General features: G+C 69.1%; 15 protein-coding genes. 8 read left to right on the top strand and 7 right to left on the bottom strand.

All coding sequences use genetic code 11. The annotated features are described in order from the left end of the window. Positions 1–30: 30 nt before the first annotated feature. The 8 genes from ABZ956_RS13465 (at position 31) to ABZ956_RS13430 (ending at position 6703) form a co-directional block, all read left to right on the top strand. Positions 31–1143 (top strand): hypothetical protein, encoded by a 1113-nt coding sequence (locus ABZ956_RS13465; protein ID WP_361891617.1) that lies wholly within the window; start codon positions 31–33, stop codon positions 1141–1143. Beyond that, positions 1140–2249: a hypothetical protein gene (locus ABZ956_RS13460; RefSeq protein WP_361891614.1), complete on the top strand. Its 1110-nt coding sequence runs from the start codon at positions 1140–1142 to the stop codon at positions 2247–2249. The genes ABZ956_RS13465 and ABZ956_RS13460 overlap by 4 nt, the downstream gene beginning before the upstream one ends. Beyond that, entirely contained in the window at positions 2250–2963 is a 714-nt protein-coding gene (locus ABZ956_RS13455) for a hypothetical protein (RefSeq protein WP_361891611.1), read from the top strand. 69 nt (positions 2964–3032) lie between these two features. Further along, positions 3033–4649, top strand: a complete 1617-nt coding sequence (locus ABZ956_RS13450; protein ID WP_361891608.1) for a phage tail protein — start codon at positions 3033–3035, stop codon at positions 4647–4649. A 65-nt stretch (positions 4650–4714) separates the two neighbouring features. Beyond that, positions 4715–5053: a hypothetical protein gene (locus ABZ956_RS13445; RefSeq protein WP_361891605.1), complete on the top strand. Its 339-nt coding sequence runs from the start codon at positions 4715–4717 to the stop codon at positions 5051–5053. 80 nt (positions 5054–5133) lie between these two features. Continuing rightward, entirely contained in the window at positions 5134–6159 is a 1026-nt protein-coding gene (locus tag ABZ956_RS13440) for a peptidoglycan-binding protein (protein ID WP_361891602.1), read from the top strand. 35 nt (positions 6160–6194) lie between these two features. Continuing rightward, a complete protein-coding gene (locus ABZ956_RS13435) occupies positions 6195–6434 on the top strand; it encodes a hypothetical protein (RefSeq protein ID WP_361891599.1) in 240 nt (79 codons plus the stop codon). After that, entirely contained in the window at positions 6431–6703 is a 273-nt protein-coding gene (locus ABZ956_RS13430; protein WP_361891596.1) for a hypothetical protein, read from the top strand. Before ABZ956_RS13435 ends, ABZ956_RS13430 begins: the two co-directional genes overlap by 4 nt. Positions 6704–6763: 60 nt before the next feature. On the opposite strand, the gene ABZ956_RS13425 is transcribed toward ABZ956_RS13430, so the two are convergent. From ABZ956_RS13425 to nusG, 7 genes are all read right to left on the bottom strand, one after another. Then, complete coding sequence (locus tag ABZ956_RS13425; protein WP_361891594.1) at positions 6764–10663, bottom strand: DNA-directed RNA polymerase subunit beta'; 3900 nt, start codon at positions 10661–10663, stop codon at positions 6764–6766. A gap of 121 nt (positions 10664–10784) precedes the next feature. Then, on the bottom strand, positions 10785–14267 hold the full coding sequence (rpoB, locus tag ABZ956_RS13420; protein WP_361891591.1) for a DNA-directed RNA polymerase subunit beta: 3483 nt from the start codon (positions 14265–14267) through the stop codon (positions 10785–10787). 623 nt (positions 14268–14890) lie between these two features. After that, positions 14891–15277, bottom strand: a complete 387-nt coding sequence (rplL, locus tag ABZ956_RS13415) for a 50S ribosomal protein L7/L12 (RefSeq protein WP_190111596.1) — start codon at positions 15275–15277, stop codon at positions 14891–14893. Between the two features lie 110 nt (positions 15278–15387). Then, positions 15388–15945, bottom strand: a complete 558-nt coding sequence (gene rplJ, locus ABZ956_RS13410) for a 50S ribosomal protein L10 (protein ID WP_361891587.1) — start codon at positions 15943–15945, stop codon at positions 15388–15390. 348 nt (positions 15946–16293) lie between these two features. Continuing rightward, positions 16294–17010 carry a 50S ribosomal protein L1 gene (gene rplA, locus ABZ956_RS13405; RefSeq protein WP_360909225.1) on the bottom strand — a complete coding sequence of 239 codons (717 nt, stop codon included), beginning with the start codon at positions 17008–17010 and terminating at the stop codon, positions 16294–16296. A 107-nt stretch (positions 17011–17117) separates the two neighbouring features. Then, positions 17118–17552 carry a 50S ribosomal protein L11 gene (gene rplK, locus ABZ956_RS13400; protein ID WP_361891584.1) on the bottom strand — a complete coding sequence of 145 codons (435 nt, stop codon included), beginning with the start codon at positions 17550–17552 and terminating at the stop codon, positions 17118–17120. A gap of 161 nt (positions 17553–17713) precedes the next feature. Next, a complete protein-coding gene (gene nusG / locus ABZ956_RS13395; RefSeq protein WP_361891581.1) occupies positions 17714–18601 on the bottom strand; it encodes a transcription termination/antitermination protein NusG in 888 nt (295 codons plus the stop codon). Positions 18602–18618: the final 17 nt, after the last annotated feature.

Raw genomic sequence — 18618 nt, 5'->3', positions numbered from 1 at the left:
CCTTCCGCCCACACCGCTTTGGAGAACGCCATGAACAACGTCCGCAGCGCTTGGCTGCTCAACCGCACCGACGCCGGCGGCGGCCAGTCCCGCGTCGACACCCGGCTCGCCCCGCTCGGCACCATGGCCCCGGACGGCCTGCTGACCTCGCGCGACGGCGTGGTTCCCGGCTCGAAGGAGGGCCAGCACGTCATGGGCGGCCTCTACGTCTTCGGTGACGAGGCCGGCATGACCGGAAAGGTCGCGCCGGGCCGGGCCGTCGTTCAGGCCGGCGAGCTGGCCGGGGCCTACCCGGTGGCGGTCACCAACTACACCCCCATCGCCTTCGCCGACGGCGATCCGAACCACCCACGCGTGGACCTCGTCGTGCTGCGGATCTACGACGCCGCCCACGACACGTCCAACCGCACCGAGGCCGTCATCGAGGTCGTCCAGGGCACCCCGGCCCCCAGCCCGGCCGTGCCCGCGACGCCCGGCGGTGCCATCGCGCTGGCCGACGTCACCGTCCCCGCCGGGGCCTCGGCCGGCACCGGCGGCATCAACTGGGCCACCGCCGTCCGCGACCGCCGCCGGGCCACCGTGGCCGTCGGCGGCATCATCCCGCGCGGCTGGGGCACCAACTTCACCGGCGGCTACCCCGGTCAGTACCGCGACACCGGCGCCGGCCTGGAGCGCTGGGACGGCACGCAGTGGAAGCCCTACCCGGCACCCCGCCCGACCTGGCAGGACTACACGCCGGAGTGGGGGGCGGACAACGGTCCGGTGCCGCGCATCGGCAACGGCTCGCTGTCGGGCCGGTACCTCCACGACGGCTCGGTCGTCCACTTCACCGCGACCCTGAAGATCGGCTCCACCAGCAACTGGGGCGGGGCCGGGAAGAACGGCAACTGGTGGCTGTCCCTGCCGCTGCGCCCGACCGGGCCCGCCATCAACGGCCACCTGAAGGCCCGCCTCGACAACGGCTACTACCACGGCGGATGCTTCCTGGAGGCGTCCCGGCACGCCAACGGCTCCGCCTGCGGCTGGACCTCCAACAACGCCGACGGCACCCCCTCCGGCGGCTGGATGGACGCCGACTGGCCGCGGTCCGTCGCGGACGGCAACTGGATCACGCTGTTCGGCACCTACGAGGCCGCCGCATGACCACGGCCACCGGGCCCGCCTACCGCGCCCTGTTCTGCGACCTGCGCACCGACCAGGTCGTCGACAGCCTGCCGCTGACCGGCGTCGAGTTCGACGACTACATCGGCAAGGCGGGCTCCCTGCGCGCCACGGTCCCCCTTCCCGACCAGGCGATGGCGCAGCGGGCCCGTACCGCGCTCCAGCCGGGCCGCACCGCGGTCTGGCTGGAGCGCGGCTCCGAGATCTGGTGGGGCGGCATCCTGTGGACCTGCACGCCCTCGGGTGACGAGCAGGGCCGGATGACGGCCGAGATCCAGGCGGGCACCTTCGACTCGTACCTGGACCACCGCATCCTCAACGACGGCCTGGAGGGCAAGGGCGTCGACCAGTTCGACATCGCCCGCAGCCTGATCGACCACATCCAGGCCCAGCCGGGCGGCGACATCGGCATCGAGTACGGGACCGAGGTCTCCGGCGTACGGCGCACCCGGAAGTACGCCTGGACGGACGTCGCGCGGATCCGCGAGCTGCTGGACAGCCTCGCGGCCCTGCAGGACGGCTTCGAGTGGCGCATCCACTGCTACCGCGATCCGGTCTCCGCGCGGCGCGTGAAGCGGCTTCAGCTCGGGCATCCCAGGATCCTGACCGGCGCCACGGACATCGTGCTGGACCGGCCCGGCCCGCTGCTGTCCTACAGCCTGCCCAGCGACGCGACCCTGCAGGCCAACGTGTGGGTGGCACGCGGCGAATCGGTCAACCGCAACCAGGCCAGGGAATCGCTGCCGACCATGTCCGAGCGCATGGAGGCCACCAGCGACCTGGCGGAGGGCTGGCCCCGGCTGGAAGGCACCTCCGACCACAGCTCGGTCACCGACCGGAACACCCTCAACAGCCTCGCCGAGGCCGGACTCCACCGCTCCCGCAGCCCCCAGCTCATCCCCGAGGCCACCATCCGGCTCGACGGCCGGATGACCCCGGCCCTCATCGGCGCCACGGTCCGGCTGCGCATCACCGACCTGTGGCACCCGGAGGGGCTCAGCGCCCGCTACCGGGTCGTGGGCATGACCGTCTCGCCCCCCGAGCGGGCGAAGGCCGAGACCGCGAAGCTCTATCTGGAAGGAATCTGAATGGCCGCCATCCCCATGGACCTGCTGGATCGCATCCGCGACCTGGAACGGCAGGTACGGGCCCTGATGGGCAGCGCCAACACCCGGCCCAAGATGGACGAGATCCAGGGCGGCAGGGTGGTCATCGGTGACGGCGGATCGCTGACGGTACGCACACCGGAGGGGCAGGAACTCGCCTACTTCGGCCGGATCCTCCCGGACCGGCCGGGCGGCCAGTTCCAGCAGGGCTTCGTCGTCCGGCGCGACGACGGCTCCCCCGCGATCAGCGTGTGGACGGGCGACCCCCAGGGCATGCCCGACCAGCCCGTCCAGATCTGGGACCGCAAGGGCAACGTCATCCTCGCCGACGATGCCAAGGGCCACGGCCTGGCCAAGCCGTACGTCCCGTATCCGATGCCCACCCCGGAGAACGCCACCAAGTGGGAGTCCACCAGCTCCACGAGCTGGACCACCCTCTACAACGGCAACGCCATCGTCCAGCACCCCAAGCTCTACTGCCTGATCGCCATGGCCACGGCGGGCAACGGCGGCGAACTGCGGCTGCTGGTCGACGACCGGCAGGTCGGGCCCACGGCGAAGTCCACGCTGCTGTTCACCGAGCCCATCGGCGTGGACTACGGCAGCCACATCACCTTCAAGGTCCAGGCCCGCGCGGCCAACGGCAACAGCACCGTGTGGTGCTCGCCGCGCGCCCTGTACGGCGTCCAGTCCTGACGCCCACCGGATCTCTCCCGCCCCCCGCGTAGAAGGGCACGCCCCGTGCTACCCCAAGCCATCCCCACCGTGACCGTGACCGCCCGCTATCTGACCCCGGACGGCCAGGCGCTGAGCGGCGACGTCACCTTCGAGCCCCCCGCCCTGCTGACGCACAGCGGGGCCGACGTCATGCTCGGCGGCCCCATCAGGGCGTCCCTCGACGACCAGGGGCGGCTCAAGGTCACCCTGCCCGCCACCGACGCCCCCGGCATGAACCCGCGGAACTGGGCGTACACCGTCACCGAGCGGCTGTCCGGGGTGCCCTCCCGCGCCCCGTACAAGATCCTGCTGCCGGCCGACCGGCCGCAGGCCGACCTCGCCGACATCGCCCCCACCGACCCCGGCACCCCCGACTACGTCGCCGTGGCCGGACACCCCGGCCCCGCCGGACCGGCCGGGCCGGCGGGGCCCGCCGGGCCCCCGGGCGCCGTGCACTCCGTCAACGGCTACTCCCAGCCCGAGATACGCCTCGCCGCCCAGGACGTCGGCGCCGTGCCCGTCACGGGCGGCGCCGTCACCGGCCCGCTGACGGTGACCGCGACGCTCACCGCCCGCGGCGACGGCACCGGCGACATCGCCGCGTGGCAGGACCCCAAGGGCACCGCCCGCCTCCGGATCGACCCCGCCGGCAGCCTGGTGGCCTCCGCCGACTCCTACTTCACCGGCAACGTGCAGATCGGCGCCGCCGTCGCCGACACCGCCGGCGGCCAGGCCGTCCTCGGCATCAAGAACGCCGCCACGGTGCCCGCCGCCAACCCCGCCGACGGTGTCGTCGTCTACGCCACCGGCGGCGTCCTGGCCTACCGCAAGCCCGACGGCACCACCGTCACCCTCGACGACCGCAGCGGCGGCGTGCGCACCGTCAACGGCCTGAGCGGCGACGTCAGCGTCACCCCGTCCCTGATCGGTGCCGAGAACGCCGGACGCTCGGTCCTGCTCACCGGGCCGCAGAGCATCGACGGCGCCAAGACCTTCACCACCGTGCCGTCCGCCACCGCCGACCCGGCCGGCCCCGACCAGCTCGCCCGCAAGTCCTACGTCGACGCCGCGGCCCGCTCCGGGGCCTGGGCACCCTCCGACCTCGGCTTCACGGCCTGGACCTTCGACCCCGGCCTCGGCGACGGCAAGAGCGGCATCAACTCCTCGGCGCCCGGCGACATCCCCGCCTCCGGCCGCATCTACTACAACGCCGTCGTCGTGCGCTCCACGGTCACCGTCAAGGAGCTGTGCACCCACACCCTGGGCTACTCCGGCGCGGCCGGCGGCATCGTGGCCGGGTCCTTCGCGGGCCTGTACAACGCGGCGGGCAAGCGCGTCGCCCAGACCGCCGACCTGAGCAAGGTCTACCCCGAGGCGCACGACATCGGCGGCTCGACCTCCTTCCTGCCTCTCACGGCCGCGGTGACGCTCCAGCCGGGCGTCTACGTGATGGCGCTGCTGCTCAACTACACCAACTCCGCGAACGCGCCCCGGATCATGACCGGCAACGGCGGCTACGACGTACCGGGCCGCTTCGGCCGGCCGGGCACCGTCCCGCGCACCGTCATGTCCACCACGAAGACGAACACCTCGCTGCCCGCCGACGTCGACTGGGCCACCGCCACGATGGCACTGAGCACCCGCTACTGGTTCGCCCTCGCCTAAAGGCCCCGCACCGCACCGCACCGCACCGACCCGCCCCGCACCGACACCACGGACAAGGAAGCCCCATGGCCATCGACTGGCAACCGCTCACCCCCGTAGCACCCATGCAGGGACGCCCCATGGCGCGCGTGGTCGGGGACCGCGTGGAGCTCGCCGGAAACCTGCGCGGCAGGTTCCGGGTCGCCACCCCGCTGCTCACGCTGCCCGAGGGCATGCGCCCGACGGGCCTCCAGCGCACGCTGTTCACCTGCAACGTCGGGGCCCACAACCCTTACGGCGTCGCGCAGTTCTACATCCACCCCGACGGCAACGTCTACCTGGCGACCTATCCCGAGTACATCGGGCCGCACGACGAGGAAACGGTTCTGCTGCGCGACTCCTTCAGCACGACCGCCCCCATGTAGCGACGCCCGCCCCGCCCCTCACCACCCGCGCCCCGGGCCGCCCAGCGGCCCGGGGCCCTCGCATGTCTGGAGCGACTCCCATGGCTACTCCCCTCTCCGCAGACCAGTTCGTCGCCGCCCTCGAGGCCGAGGGCGTCACCGTCGTCGAGACCGGCGACTGGCGCGAGCACAACCGCAACCACAAGGGCGCCTGGGGCCCCGTCAACGGCGTGATCATCCACCACACCGTGACCTCCGGCACCGCCTCGTCCGTCGAGCTCTGCTACGACGGCTACGAGGAGCTCCCCGGCCCGCTCTGCCACGGCGTGATCGCCAAGGACGGCACCGTCCACCTCGTCGGCAACGGCCGCGCCAACCACGCCGGCAGCGGCGACGGCTCCGTGCTCGCCGCCGTCGTCGACGAGGTGGCCCCGCCCCGCCCGGCGTCCGACGACACCGACGGCAACGCCCACTTCTACGGCTTCGAGTGCGTCAACCTCGGCGACGGCGACGACCCCTGGCCCGCCGCCCAGCTGGAGGCCATCGAGCGCGTCTCGGCCGCCCTGTGCCGGGCGCACGGCTGGAGCTCCGCCTCCGTCATCGGCCACAAGGAGTGGACCGCCACCAAGATCGACCCGGTCGGCTTCGAGATGGCCGACCTGCGCTCCGCCATCGCCTCCCGCCTCGGCGCGGCCCCGCAGGAGCCGGCCACGCCGCGGCCCGGGGCGACGTACACGGTCCAGCCCGGCGACACCCTCTTCGCCATCGCCGAGTCCCACGCCACGACCGCGGACCGGCTCGCCTCGCTCAACGACCTCGCCGACCCCGACGTCCTCGCGCCCGGCCAGGAGCTGACCGTCCCGGCCGCCGGCAACGACCACGAGCCCTTCCCCGGCGCCGACTACTTCCGCCGCGAGCCCCGCTCCCCCCTCGTCGCCGCCATGGGCCGCCGCCTCGTCGCGGAGGGCTGCTCCGCCTACGCGCAGGGGCCCGGCGACCAGTGGACCGACGCGGACCGCGCGTCCTACGCCCTGTGGCAGCGCAAGCTCGGCTTCGGCGGCTCCGACGCCGACGGCTGGCCCGGCCGCACCTCCTGGGACGCCCTGCGGGTCCCCCGCGTCCGATGAGACACCGCCGCCCCACGCCCGAAAGGAACCCCGCCTTGTCCGAGGCCACCCGACGGACCCTGCGCACCCTCCTGCAGACCGCCGTCGCACTCGCCGTCGTGCTCCCGGCGATCGTCGACGCGGCCGGCATCCCGGCGACCCTCCCCTGGGTCGCCGGCGCCCTGACCGCCGCCGGCGCGCTCACCCGCGTCATGGCGCTGCCCGCCGTACAGATCCTGCTGCCCACCTGGCTGCGCACCGAGCAGCCGGCAGGGGCCGACCGGGGCCGCGCATGAGGGAATCCGACGCCACCGCACGCACCGCCCCCGCCACCGTCGCCCTGGAGCTGGAACGGCTGCGCGGCACCATGGAGGCCGGCTTCGCCCGGGTCGACGGGTCGCTGGCGCTGCTCGTCCAGCGCAGCGACCAGACCGACAAGCAGCTGGCCGACCACGAGGCCCGCCTCGACGCCCTGGAACGCCACCGCTGGCCCCTGGCGAGCGTGGCCGCGCTGACCGCGCTGGCCGGGGTGGTGGTGGCCGCCCTCCAGCTCGCCTCCCGCTAGAAACGCCGCAGGGCGGCCACCCCGGATCGGGGTGACCGCCCTGACGAGCGTGTCGTACGACTACTGGTTGTACGGACCGTAGTCGTAGTCCTCCAGCGGAACCGCCTGGCCGGAGCCGGTGCCGAAGGGCGAGTAGTCGATGTCGTCGTAACCGACGGCCGAGTACATCGCGGCCTTCGCCTCCTCGGTGGGCTCCACCCGGATGTTGCGGTAACGGGACAGACCCGTACCGGCCGGGATGAGCTTACCGATGATGACGTTCTCCTTGAGGCCGATCAGGGAGTCCGACTTGGCGTTGATCGCCGCGTCGGTCAGAACCCGGGTCGTCTCCTGGAAGGACGCCGCCGACAGCCAGGACTCGGTCGCGAGCGAGGCCTTGGTGATACCCATCAGCTGCGGACGGCCGGAGGCGGGGTGACCGCCCTCGGTGACCACACGACGGTTCTCGGACTCGAAGCGCGAGCGCTCCACGAGCTCGCCCGGCAGCAGCTCCGCGTCGCCGGACTCGATGATCGTCACGCGGCGCAGCATCTGCCGGATGATGATCTCGATGTGCTTGTCGTGGATCGACACACCCTGCGAGTTGTAGACCTTCTGGACCTCGCCGACCAGGTGGACCTGGACGGCGCGCTGGCCGAGGATGCGCAGCACGTCGTGCGGGTTGGTGGCACCCACGGTGAGCTTCTGGCCCACCTCGACGTGCTCGCCCTCGCTGACCAGCAGACGGGCACGCTTCGAGATCGGGAACGCCGTCTCGTCGCTGCCGTCGTCCGGAGTGACGACGATCTTCTTGGTCTTCTCGGTCTCCTCGATACGGACGCGGCCGGCCGCCTCCGAGATCGGGGCGACACCCTTGGGCGTACGGGCTTCGAAGAGCTCGACGACACGGGGCAGACCCTGGGTGATGTCGTCACCGGCCACACCACCGGTGTGGAAGGTACGCATCGTCAGCTGGGTACCGGGCTCACCGATGGACTGGGCGGCGATGATGCCGACCGCCTCACCGATGTCCACCAGCTTGCCGGTCGCCAGCGAGCGGCCGTAGCAGAAGGCACAGGTGCCGACCGCGGACTCACAGGTGAGGACCGAACGGGTCTTGACCGTCTCGACGCCGTGGGCGACGAGCTGCTCGATGAGCACGTCACCGAGGTCGACGTTGGCAGGCGCGATGACCTTGCCGTCGACGACGACGTCCTCGGCGAGCATACGGGCGTACACGCTGGTCTCGACGTCGTCCGTCTTGCGCAGGACACCGTCGGCGCCCTTGGTCGCGATCGCCAGCTTGAGGCCACGGTCGGTGCCGCAGTCCTCCTCGCGGATGATCACGTCCTGCGAGACGTCCACGAGACGACGGGTCAGGTAACCCGAGTCGGCGGTACGGAGCGCGGTGTCCGCGAGACCCTTACGGGCACCGTGGGTGGAGATGAAGTACTCCAGCACGGAGAGACCCTCACGGAACGACGCCTTAATGGGTCGCGGAATGGTCTCGTTCTTCGCGTTCGACACCAGACCACGCATACCGGCGATCTGCCGCATCTGCATCATGTTTCCTCGGGCACCCGAGTCAACCATCATGAAGATGGGGTTCGTCTTGGGGAAGTTCGCGTTCATCGCCTCGGCGACCTCGTTGGTCGCCTTGGTCCAGATCGCGATGAGCTCCTGCGTGCGCTCGTCCTTGGTGATCAGACCGCGCTCGTACTGCTTCTGGACCTTCTCGTCCTGCGCCTCGTAGCCCTTGACGATCTCCTTCTTCGCCTCGGGAACGACGACGTCGGAGATGGCCACGGTGACGCCGGAACGGGTCGCCCAGTGGAAGCCGGCCGCCTTCAGGTTGTCGAGCGTCGCCGCCACGATGACCTTGGGGTAGCGCTCGGCCAGGTCGTTGACGATCTCGGAGAGCTGCTTCTTGCCCACCGAGTAGTCGACGAACGGGTAGTCCTCGGGCAGCAGCTCGTTGAAGAGCGCGCGGCCCAGGGTGGTGCGCAGGCGGAAGCTGTCGCCCTGCTGCCACTCCGGCTCGCCCTCCTCGCGGACCGGGGGAACCCAGCCGCGCGGCGGAACGGTGCCGATCGGGAAGCGGATGTCGACCTTCGCCTGGAGCGAGAGCTCACGGGCGTCGAACGCCATGATCGCCTCGGCGACCGAGCCGAAGGACCGGCCCTCGCCGATGACCTTGCGCTCCTCCTCGTCGGTGGTGAGGAAGAACAGACCGAGCACCATGTCCTGGGTCGGCATGGTGACCGGACGGCCGTCGGCCGGCTTGAGGATGTTGTTCGAGGACAGCATCAGGATGCGGGCCTCGGCCTGCGCCTCCGCGGAGAGCGGCAGGTGGACGGCCATCTGGTCACCGTCGAAGTCCGCGTTGAACGCGGTGCAGACGAGCGGGTGGATCTGGATGGCCTTGCCCTCGACCAGCTGCGGCTCGAAGGCCTGGATGCCGAGGCGGTGCAGCGTGGGCGCACGGTTCAGCAGCACCGGGTGCTCGGCGATGACCTCTTCGAGGACGTCGTACACGACGGTGCGGCCACGCTCGACCATGCGCTTGGCCGACTTGATGTTCTGCGCGTGGTTCAGGTCGACCAGGCGCTTCATCACGAACGGCTTGAAGAGCTCCAGCGCCATGGCCTTGGGCAGACCGCACTGGTGCAGCTTCAGCTGCGGACCGACGACGATGACGGAACGCGCGGAGTAGTCCACACGCTTACCGAGCAGGTTCTGACGGAATCGACCCTGCTTGCCCTTCAGCATGTCGCTGAGGGACTTCAGCGGGCGGTTACCGGGACCGGTGACCGGGCGACCACGGCGGCCGTTGTCGAACAGCGCGTCGACGGCCTCCTGCAGCATCCGCTTCTCGTTGTTCACGATGATCTCGGGGGCACCGAGGTCAAGGAGACGCTTGAGGCGGTTGTTGCGGTTGATCACACGGCGGTACAGGTCGTTCAGGTCGGAGGTCGCGAAGCGGCCACCGTCCAGCTGCACCATCGGACGCAGGTCCGGCGGGATCACCGGGATGCAGTCCAGCACCATGCCGCTGGGGCTGTTGCGGGTCTGCAGGAAGGCGGAGACGACCTTGAGGCGCTTGAGCGCACGGGTCTTCTTCTGGCCCTTGCCGGTCCGGATGATCTCGCGGAGGCGCTCGGCCTCCTCGTCGAGGTCGAAGGACTCCAGGCGCTTCTGCAGCGCGGCGGCGCCCATCGCACCCATGAAGTACGTGCCGAAGCGGTCACGCAGCTCGCGGTAGAGCAGCTCGTCGCCCTCGAGGTCCTGGACCTTGAGGTTCTTGAAGCGGCTCCACACCTCGTCGAGGCGGTCGATCTCGCGCTGCGCACGGTCGCGCAGCTGCTTCATCTCACGCTCGGCGCCCTCGCGCACCTTGCGGCGCACGTCGGCCTTGGCACCCTCGGCCTCGAGCTCGGCCAGGTCGGACTCGAGCTTCTTGGCGCGGGCCTCGAGGTCGGCGTCACGACGCTGCTCGATCTGCTGACGCTCGACGGAGACGTGGGCCTCCAGCGAGGGCAGGTCGCGCGTGCGGCGCTCCTCGTCCACCCACGTGATCATGTAGGCGGCGAAGTAGATGACCTTCTCGAGGTCCTTCGGGGCGAGGTCGAGCAGGTAGCCCAGACGCGACGGAACGCCCTTGAAGTACCAGATGTGGGTGACGGGAGCGGCAAGCTCGATGTGGCCCATCCGCTCACGGCGCACCTTGGCGCGCGTGACCTCGACGCCACAGCGCTCACAGATGATGCCCTTGAAGCGGACACGCTTGTACTTGCCGCAGTAGCACTCCCAGTCCCGGGTAGGACCGAAGATCTTCTCGCAGAAGAGTCCGTCCTTTTCGGGCTTGAGGGTGCGGTAGTTGATGGTCTCCGGCTTCTTGACCTCGCCGTGGGACCAGGTTCGGATGTCGTCCGCGGTCGCCAGGCCGATCCGCAGCTCGTCGAAGAAGTTGACGTCGAGCACTTGTCGTCAATCCCTCTTTCAGGGTTCGTGCCCTCTCGCGCTAGCGAGGTGTGGGCTCTACATCAGTGGTCTGGGGGTCCGGGGACGGCCGGGGCCTCTTACGAGGCCCCGGCCAGACCCGTCAGACCTCTTCGACGCTGCTCGGCTCGCGCCGGGACAGGTCGATACCGAGCTCCTCCGCCGCGCGGAAGACGTCCTCGTCGGTGTCCCGCATCTCGATGGACATGCCGTCCGAGGACAGCACCTCCACGTTGAGGCAGAGGGACTGCATCTCCTTGATGAGCACCTTGAAGGACTCGGGGATGCCGGGCTCGGGGATGTTCTCGCCCTTGACGATCGCCTCGTAGACCTTCACTCGGCCGGTGACGTCGTCGGACTTGATGGTCAGCAGCTCCTGGAGGGCGTAGGCGGCGCCGTAAGCCTCGAGCGCCCACACCTCCATCTCACCGAAGCGCTGGCCACCGAACTGAGCCTTACCACCCAGCGGCTGCTGGGTGATCATGGAGTACGGACCGGTCGACCGGGCGTGCAGCTTGTCGTCGACCAGGTGGTGGAGCTTGAGGATGTACATGTACCCGACCGAGATCGGGTCCGGGAACGGCTCGCCGGAGCGGCCGTCGAACATCCGGGCCTTACCGGAGGGGAGCACCAGGCGCTCGCCGTCCCGGTTGGGGATCGTGGACTCGAAGAGACCGGCGATCTCGTCCTCGCGGGCGCCGTCGAAGACCGGGGTCGCGACGTTGGTGCCCGGCGCGACGTCGTCGGCGCCGATCGCCTGCAGGCGCTTCATCCAGTCCTCGTCGCCCTCGACCTTCCAGCCGCGGCTGGCGAGCCAGCCGAGGTGGATCTCGAGGACCTGTCCCGGGTTCATTCGGGACGGGACACCGAGCGGGTTGAGGATGATGTCGACCGGGGTGCCGTCCTCGAGGAACGGCATGTCCTCGACCGGAAGGATCTTGGAGATGACACCCTTGTTGCCGTGGCGGCCGGCGAGCTTGTCACCGTCGGTGATCTTGCGCTTCTGCGCGACGTAGACGCGGACCAGCTGGTTCACGCCCGGCGGCAGCTCGTCGCCCTCTTCGCGGTCGAAGACGCGGACGCCGATGACCTTGCCGATCTCGCCGTGCGGGACCTTCAGCGAGGTGTCACGGACCTCACGGGCCTTCTCACCGAAGATCGCGCGGAGCAGGCGCTCCTCCGGCGTCAGCTCGGTCTCACCCTTGGGCGTGACCTTGCCGACCAGGATGTCGCCGGCGACGACCTCGGCACCGATGCGGATGATGCCGCGCTCGTCGAGGTCGGCGAGGACCTCCTCGGAGACGTTGGGGATGTCCCGGGTGATCTCCTCGGGGCCCAGCTTGGTGTCACGGGCGTCGACCTCGTGCTCCTCGATGTGGATCGAGGAGAGGACGTCGTCCTGCACGAGGCGCTGCGACAGGATGATCGCGTCCTCGTAGTTGTGACCCTCCCACGGCATGAACGCCACGAGCAGGTTCTTGCCGAGCGCCATCTCGCCCTCGTCCGTGGACGGACCGTCGGCGAGCACCTGGCCGGTGACCACGCGGGCGCCCTCGTCCACGACGACCTTCTGGTTGAAGGACGTGCCCTGGTTCGAGCGGGAGAACTTGGCGACGCGGTAGGTGTTGTACGTGCCGTCGTCGTTGGCCACCGTCACGTAGTCGGCGGAGACCTCCTGGACGACACCGTCCTTCTCGGCCTTGATGACGTCGCCGGCGTCGACCGCGCAGCGGTACTCCATGCCGGTGCCGACCAGCGGGGCCTCCGCCTTGATCAGCGGAACGGCCTGGCGCATCATGTTCGATCCCATGAGCGCGCGGTTGGCGTCGTCGTGCTCGAGGAAGGGGATCATGGCCGTCGCGACCGACACCATCTGGCGCGGCGAGACGTCCATGTAGTCGACCTCGTCGGGCGCGATGTAGTCGATCTCGCCACCACGGCGGCGGACCAGCACACGGGCCTCGGCGAAGCGCAGCTCCTCGGTGAGGGGCGCGTTCGCCTGGGCGATGACGAAGCGGTCCTCCTCGTCGGCGGTCAGGTAGTGCACCTCGTCGGTGACCTGGCCCTCGACGACCTTGCGGTACGGGGTCTCCACAAAGCCGAACGCGTTGACGCGGCCGTAGGAGGCGAGCGAGCCGATCAGACCGATGTTCGGGCCTTCGGGCGTCTCGATCGGGCACATGCGGCCGTAGTGCGACGGGTGAACGTCTCGGACCTCGAAGCCGGCCCGCTCACGGGAGAGACCACCCGGGCCCAGCGCCGACAGACGACGCTTGTGGGTCAGACCCGACAGCGGGTTGGTCTGGTCCATGAACTGCGACAGCTGGCTGGTGCCGAAGAACTCCTTGATGGAGGCGACGACCGGCCGGATGTTGATCAGGGTCTGCGGCGTGATCGCCTCGACGTCCTGGGTGGTCATCCGCTCGCGGACGACGCGCTCCATACGAGCCAGACCCGTGCGGACCTGGTTCTGGATGAGCTCGCCGACGTTGCGCAGACGGCGGTTGCCGAAGTGGTCGATGTCGTCGGTCTCGACGACGATCGAGGTGCCGTTCTCGCCGACGGTCTCGACCTCACCGGCGTGCAGCTTGACCAGGTACTTGATCGTCGCGATGACATCGTCGACGGTCAGCACACCGGCGTCGAGCGGGGCGTCGGCGCCCAGCTTCTTGTTGACCTTGTAGCGGCCGACCTTCGCGAGGTCGTAGCGCTTGGGGTTGAAGTAGAGGTTCTCGAGCAGCGTCTGCGCGGCCTCACGGGTCGGCGGCTCGCCCGGACGCAGCTTGCGGTAGATGTCCAGCAGCGCGTCGTCCTGGCCCTGGGTGTGGTCCTTCTCCAGGGTGGCGCGCATGGACTCGTACTCGCCGAACTCCTCGAGGATCTGCTCGGTGGTCCAGCCGAGAGCCTTCAGGAGGACGGTGACGGACTGCTTGCGCTTGCGGTCGATGCGGACACCGACCATGTCGCGCTTGTCGACCTCCATCTCCAGCCAGGCACCCCGGGACGGGATGATCTTGGCGGTGAAGATGTCCTTGTCGGACGTCTTGTCGATGGAGGAGTCGAAGTAGACACCGGGCGAACGGACCAGCTGCGAGACGACGACACGCTCGGTGCCGTTGATGCAGAAGGTGCCCTTGGGCGTCATGAGCGGGAAGTCGCCCATGAAGACCGTCTGGGACTTGATCTCACCGGTCTCGTTATTGGTGAACTCGGCCGTGACGAAGAGCGGGGCCGCGTACGTGAAGTCGCGCTCCTTGCACTCGTCGATGGAGTTCTTCGGGGGCTCGAAACGGTGGTCGCGGAAAGTCAGCGACATCGACCCGCTGAAGTCCTCGATCGGGGAGATCTCCTCGAAGATCTCCTCCAGACCGGACTTGGTGGGGACGTCCTGACCAGACTCCAGCGCAGCCTCGACGCGAGCCTTCCAGGCGGCATTGCCGAGCAGCCAGTCGAAGCTCTCGGTCTGCAGCGCAAGGAGGTTCGGAACCTCGAGGGGCTCCTTGATCTTCGCAAAAGAGATGCGCAGCGGGGCGGTGCTGGCGCCGTTGTTCGTATTGGCGGTCGAGGCGTTGCGCGAGGCGGCCAAGAGGGGGTCCTTCCGAGGGCTCGGACTCACTACGCGCGTACCGGTCCCACTCCGTGCGTACGAGAGAAATCCCAGCTCAGGGGGTTTCCATCAGCAATGCTCGAGAGTGGGCATGCCCCTGGTGACGGGCAGGGAGCAGCTAACAGGCAGCGCAAAGGGTCAGTGTAGCCACTTGGCCCACTGATGTCCAGAGCGGATTTCCGGAGACCGGTGCGATACCAATCTCTCCCTCCGGGATCCTGTTGTTCCTCATCGCCTGGCGCCCGCCCGACGCAAGCCATGCGCCGGAAGCGCATGACGATACTTCCCTCTCCGCCGTCGATCCATGCCTCGGTCGGAGGATCGATGTGCGACGCGTCTGGGACGCGTCCTGAGAATCGCGCGCGACGTGCCGTTCGTCAAGGCCCCTCGGCCCCCGGCAGCCTCCGTAGCGGGCTTCGACGGGTTCACCGAAGAGCGGGGCCGCGCCGGGGCAACGAAGATCACCATACTCGCCCACGGAGGCGCGTGCGCGCATCCGTTCCGGGAACGCCCAAGGGCGACCACCCGTGTGGGTGATCGCCCTTGAGTTGGGGACGTACGTCAGGACGCGCGTCCCGGAGGAGTCAGCAGACTCCGTGAGATCACTTGACCTCGACGGAGGCGCCGGCGCCCTTGAGGGCCTCGGCGGCCTTCTCCGCGGCGTCCTTGGCGACCTTCTCGAGGACCGGCTTCGGGGTGCCGTCGACGAGGTCCTTGGCCTCCTTCAGACCCAGGGAGGTCAGCTCACGCACGACCTTGATGACCTGGATCTTCTTGTCGCCGGCGCCGGTGAGGATGACGTCGAACTCGTCCTGCTCCTCGGCAGCGGCGGCCTCGCCACCGGCGACACCGCCGGCCATGACGACCGGGGCGGCGGCAGCGGCGGTGACGTCGAACTTCTCCTCGAACGCCTTCACGAACGCGGCAAGGTCGATGAGGGTCATGTCCTCGAACTGCGCGAGCAGCTCGTCCTGGGTGAGCTTCGCCATGATGGCGGTCCTTCCACTAATTCGGCAGGTGCCGGATGTACATTTCGGCGGGCGTACGGAGGGCCCGCTGCGACCGTGACGGGCGCGAGTGATTCAGGCGTGCGCCTGGATTACTCGGCAGCCTCGGCCTCGACGGGAGCCGGCGTACCGGCACCGCCCTGCTCGACCTTGTCGCGAAGCGCGTCCACGGTGCGGACCAGCTTCGAGGGCAGGGCCTGGAAGAGCGACGCAGCCTGGGACTGCTTGCCCTTCATGGCACCCGCCAGCTTGGCGAGCAGAACCTCGCGGGACTCGAGGTCCGCAAGCTTCTTGATCTCGTCGGCGGACAGCGCCTTGCCGTCAAGGACACCGCCCTTGATGACGAGAGAGGGGTTTTCCTTGGCGAAGTCACGGAGACCCTTCGCCGCCGTGACCGGGTCACCGGTCACGAAGGCAACAGCGGTCGAGCCCACGAGGTGCTCGTCCAGCTGGATCCCGGCCTCGTTGGCCGCAATCTTGGTCAGCGTGTTCTTCACCACGGCGTAGTGAGCGTTGTCACCGAGCGACCGGCGCAGCTCCTTGAGCTGCGCGACGGTGAGCCCGGTGTACGAGGTCACAACAGCGGCGTTGGAGCTGCGGAACTTGTCCGCGATCTCCTCGACGGCTGCGACCTTGTCGGGCCTCGCCATGAGCCTCGGCCTCCTTCCGGGTGATTCGGACCGCATAGGCGCGAGAAGGGACCTGGGCAAAACGAAACGCCCCGGCGCAGGCGCTCGGGGCGTGACTCGACCGTGCGGACGTAATTCGCTTACGCCTCGACGGGAGTGCAACCACAATCACCTGCGCAGGTCGCCCGCAGCTAGCGGATCCTTCGGCCACCACACCTCCGGGAGGAGGTACAGCAACGACCAGCGGTCTTTGGCTTCTGAAGGAGATTACGCGATACGTGCACAATGATGCAAATCGAGCCGGGCCCCGCACCTTCGGAAAGGTGCGGGGCCCGGCCCACTGCGTAGCTACGCGCTACGAGACGGTCCTCAGACGGTCTCGTCCTCCACCAGGAGGTTGCGGGTGCGGTTGGGGTCCAGCGCGATGCCGGGGCCCATCGTGGTGGTCAGGGTCGCCTTCTTGACGTAGCGGCCCTTCGCGGCGGACGGCTTCAGACGGAGGATCTCCTCCAGCGCCGCGGCGTAGTTCTCGACCAGCTTGGTCTCATCGAACGACACCTTGCCGATGATGAAGTGCAGGTTCGAGTGCTTGTCGACGCGGAACTCGATCTTGCCGCCCTTGATGTCCGTGACAGCCTTCGCCACGTCCGGGGTGACGGTGCCGGTCTTCGGGTTCGGCATCAGGCCACGGGGACCGAGCACGCGGCCGAGGCGGCCGACCTTGCCCATGAGGTCCGGGGTGGCGACGACGGCGTCGAAGTCCAGACGGCCCTTCGCAACCTCGTCGATCAGTTCGTCGGAGCCGACGATGTCGGCGCCGGCGGCACGCGCGGCCTCGGCACGGTCGCCGGTCGCGAAGACCAGGACCCGGGCGGTCTTACCGGTGCCGTGCGGAAGGTTCACGGTGCCGCGGACCATCTGGTCGGCCTTGCGCGGGTCGACGCCCAGACGCATGGCAACCTCGACGGTCGCGTCGAACTTCACGGACGAGGTGTCCTTGGCGAGACGGACGGCCTCGAGGGGAGCGTACAGACGCTCCTTCTCGACCTTGGCGTCCGCAGCGCGGAGAGTCTTGCTGCGCTTCACTTCTGCTCCTGAAATGGTTGAGCGTGGAGTCGTGGTCCGGGCCAGCGCCGGCCCTGCCACTGAGGTGTCGATCATGCGGCTGACGCCGCGTGGTCAAACGGGCCTGATCAGCCCTCGACCGTGACGCCCATGGAACGGGCGGTGCCGGCGATGATCTTCGCGGCGGCGTCCAGGTCGTTGGCGTTCAGGTCGGGCATCTTGGTCGTGGCGATCTCGCGGACCTGCGCCTCGGTGATCTTGGCGACCTTGGTCTTGTGCGGCTCGCCCGAGCCCTTGTCCACGCCCGCGGCCTTGAGGATCAGCTTGGCGGCCGGCGGAGTCTTCGTGACGAAGGTGAAGGAACGGTCTTCGTAGACCGTGATCTCCACCGGCACGACCATGCCACGCTGCGACTCGGTCGCGGCGTTGTAGGCCTTGCAGAACTCCATGATGTTGACGCCGTGCTGACCCAGCGCGGGGCCGACCGGCGGAGCCGGGTTCGCGGCACCGGCCTGGATCTGGAGCTTGATAAGCCCCGTGACCTTCTTCTTCTTGGGAGGCATTGCTCTCTCCGGGTCCTAGTGAGAGTTTTTTTGCCCACGCACACTGCGCGCAGGCATACCGCACCACGATAACGGGTAACGTGGCCGGGCCAAAAACCGAGAGGTCAGACCGGCTGTATCAGCCGGTCTGACCTGTTCGGAGGCGTGGTGCCAGAGAAGGGTTAGTTCTTCTGGATCTGGTCGAAGCTGAGCTCGACCGGGGTCTCGCGGCCGAAGATCTCGACGAGGCCCTTGACCTTCTTCGAGTCGGCGTTGATCTCGTTGATCGTCGCCTGCAGCGTCGCGAACGGACCGTCCGTGACGGTGACCGAGTCGCCGACCTCGAAGTCCAGGACCTGGACCTCGACCTTGCGGCTGGGGGCCGGACGGCCCTCGGCCTCGGCGGCCTCCTTGGCGGCCTTCGCCTCGGCCTCGGGGGCGAGCATCTTGACGATCTCGTCCAGGGTCAGCGGGTACGGGTCGTAGGCGTTGCCCACGAAGCCGGTGACGCCCGGGGTGTTGCGGACGACGCCCCAGGACTCGTTCGTCAGGTCCATGCGCACCAGCACGTAGCCGGGGAGCTTGTTCTGGCGGACGGTGCGGCGGTCGCCGTTCTTGATCTGGACGACCTCTTCCTGCGGCACCTCGGCCTGGAAGATGTAGTCCTCGACGTTCAGCGAGACGGCGCGCTGCTCGAGGTTGGTCTTCACGCGGTTCTCGTAACCGGCGTAGGTGTGGATGACGTACCACTCGCCGGGCAGACCGCGCAGCTCCTCGCGGAGCGCGGCGACCGGGTCCACCGGAGCGGCCTCTTCCGGGGCCTCCTCGGACTCGGTCTCGTCGGCCTCGGCGGCCTCCGCCTCGTCGCCGGACTCGACGCGCAGCGCGGCCTCCTCGGCCGGCTCGCCGGCGGCGGCCTCTTCGGCGTCGAGCTCGTCGGCGCCGTCGGCGTTCTCGACGATCTCCTGCGCCGTGTCGTCGCCCTCGACCTCGGCCGAGACAGCCTCGTCAACGTTGGCCTCAGCCGCCGCGACGGGCTCGGCGGCGTCGTTCAGGTTCGGGTCAGACACGTGGCTGCTTCTTCCTG

The sequence above is a fragment of the Streptomyces sp. NPDC046261 genome (assembly GCF_040646235.1).
Lineage (GTDB): Bacteria > Actinomycetota > Actinomycetes > Streptomycetales > Streptomycetaceae > Streptomyces.
This window is presented reverse-complemented; position numbering and strand designations above follow the sequence as displayed.